Origin of the sequence: Schaalia naturae, assembly GCF_042665795.1 — a bacterium.
Lineage (GTDB): Bacteria > Actinomycetota > Actinomycetes > Actinomycetales > Actinomycetaceae > Pauljensenia > Pauljensenia naturae.
This window is the reverse complement of sequence record NZ_JBHTEF010000015.1, coordinates 1-1690: the sequence shown is the minus strand read 5'-3', so window position 1 is coordinate 1690 and position 1690 is coordinate 1. Positions and strand designations below refer to the sequence as shown.

The 1690-nt window shown below is 78.6% G+C and carries 2 protein-coding genes and 1 pseudogene; all 3 read right to left on the bottom strand.

Features of this window, described 5'->3' with window-relative positions; genetic code table 11:
• Window positions 1-84: hypothetical protein (locus tag ACFQWG_RS14235; RefSeq protein ID WP_380976537.1), on the bottom strand; the 84-nt coding region annotated here is incomplete at its 3' end.
• Window positions 85-343: 259 nt separating this feature from the next.
• Window positions 344-1417: a hypothetical protein gene (locus ACFQWG_RS14230; RefSeq protein ID WP_380976539.1), complete on the bottom strand. Its 1074-nt coding sequence runs from the start codon at window positions 1415-1417 to the stop codon at window positions 344-346.
• 77 nt (window positions 1418-1494) lie between these two features.
• Window positions 1495-1662 (bottom strand): annotated as a pseudogene (locus ACFQWG_RS14225) (ATP-binding cassette domain-containing protein); the annotation flags it as partial.
• Between the last annotated feature and the right edge of the window lie 28 nt (window positions 1663-1690).

Sequence of the window (1690 nt, the reverse complement as noted above, 5' to 3'; positions counted from 1 at the left end):
GAGGGTGTAGCGGCCGGAGTCGGTGTCCAGGAAGCGCAGCAGCACCTGGGCGAGGGTGGTCTTGCCCGCTCCCGAGGTACCCACCACCGCGACCCGACGGCCGGGGGTGAGCGTGAGGTCGATGTCACACGGGCCCGGGGCGCGTCCGTCCCGTACCGTGCCCCGACCCCTCGCAGTACCAGCGGGAAGGGCGTGGCGGGCGGCTCGGCGGGAGACGAGGGCTCCCGCACGGGGGCGGGGGCGTCGAGGACCTCGTACACGCGCTCCGCGCTGCGCTCCACCCGCTTGCGGTACTGCACGGCGAGCGGCAGACCGGCGACCGCCTCGAAGGCGGCGAGCGGGGTCAGCACGACGACGGCGAGCGCCACGCCCGAGAGCCGGCCCTCGTGCACCGCCCCCGGAGTCCGACGGCCGCCGCGCCGAGCACGGTCAGCCCGCAGACCAGCGCGGACAGTCCGCCGCCCAGCGCCGTGGCGGCCGCGCCCCGGGCGGCGATCCGGGTGAGCAGGCCGTCCGCCTCCCGGACGGCGGCGAGCTTGCGCGGGCGTGCCCCGGCCACGGTCGACTCCGCGGCACCGCGCAGCAGGTCGACCACCGTGTCGGTGAGGCGGCCGCGGGCCGGGGCCAGCTGCCGCTCGGCGCGCCGCGCGACGGCGCCGCTCAGCAGCGGGACTCCGGCGCCCGCCACCAGCAGGCCGACGGCCAGTACGGCGCCCGCTTCGGGAAGCAGCCAGCCGGTGAAGCCGACGGTCCCGGCGCCGACCAGGGCGGCCGCTCCCGCGGGGAGCAGCCAGCGCAGCCGGTCGTCCTGGAGGCCGTCCACGTCCGCGACCAGCCGCGAGAGCAGGTCTCCCCGCCGCCGTCCACCCACCCCGGCGGGGGCGATGGCCTCCAGTCCCCGGTACACGGCCACCCGTGTCCCGGCCAGCATCCGCAGCACGGCATCGTGCGAGACGACCCGCTCCGCATAGCGGAACACGGCGCGCCCGATGCCGAAGGCGCGGGTGGCGGTGACCGCGATCATCAGATGGAGCACGGGGGGCTGCTCGGAGGCGCGGGAGATCAGCCATCCGGACACGGCCATCAGGCCGACCGCCGAGGCCAGGGCCAGGGTGCCGAGCAGCAGTGCCAGCAGGAGCCTGCCGTGGAGGCCGCCCGCGGCCGCCCGCACCCGGGCCAGGACCGGGCCTCCCCGGGACCGCCCGGTCCCTGGGGCGGCGCCGTCGGGGCGGGTCTCCGTCGGGTCACCGGCCCGGACCTCGCCGGGGCCGGGCGCGGGGCGCTCGCGGCGACCGCCGGCCGCCTCGGCCGAAGGAGCGCGGTCCGGGGCCTCTTCGGCCGAGGCGGAGGCGGAGGCGAGGGAGACCACGCGGTCGGCGACGGACAGCAGCGCGGGCCGGTGGACGACCAGCAGCACCGTGCGGCCCCGGGCGAGACGCCGACGGCCTCGACGACGGCCGTCTCGGTCTCACCGTCCAGGGCGGCGGTCGGCTCGTCCAGAAGCAGCACCGGACGATCCGCGAGGAACGCCCGGGCGAGCGCGAGCCGTTGGCGCTGCCCCGCGGAGAGGCCGGCCCCGTCCTCGCCCAGCGGCGTCCGGGCGCCGTGCGGGAGGGCGGCGACGAACTCCTCCGCGCCCGCCTCCCGCAGCGCCTCGTACACGGCCGCGTCATCGGCCTCCGGACGGGCC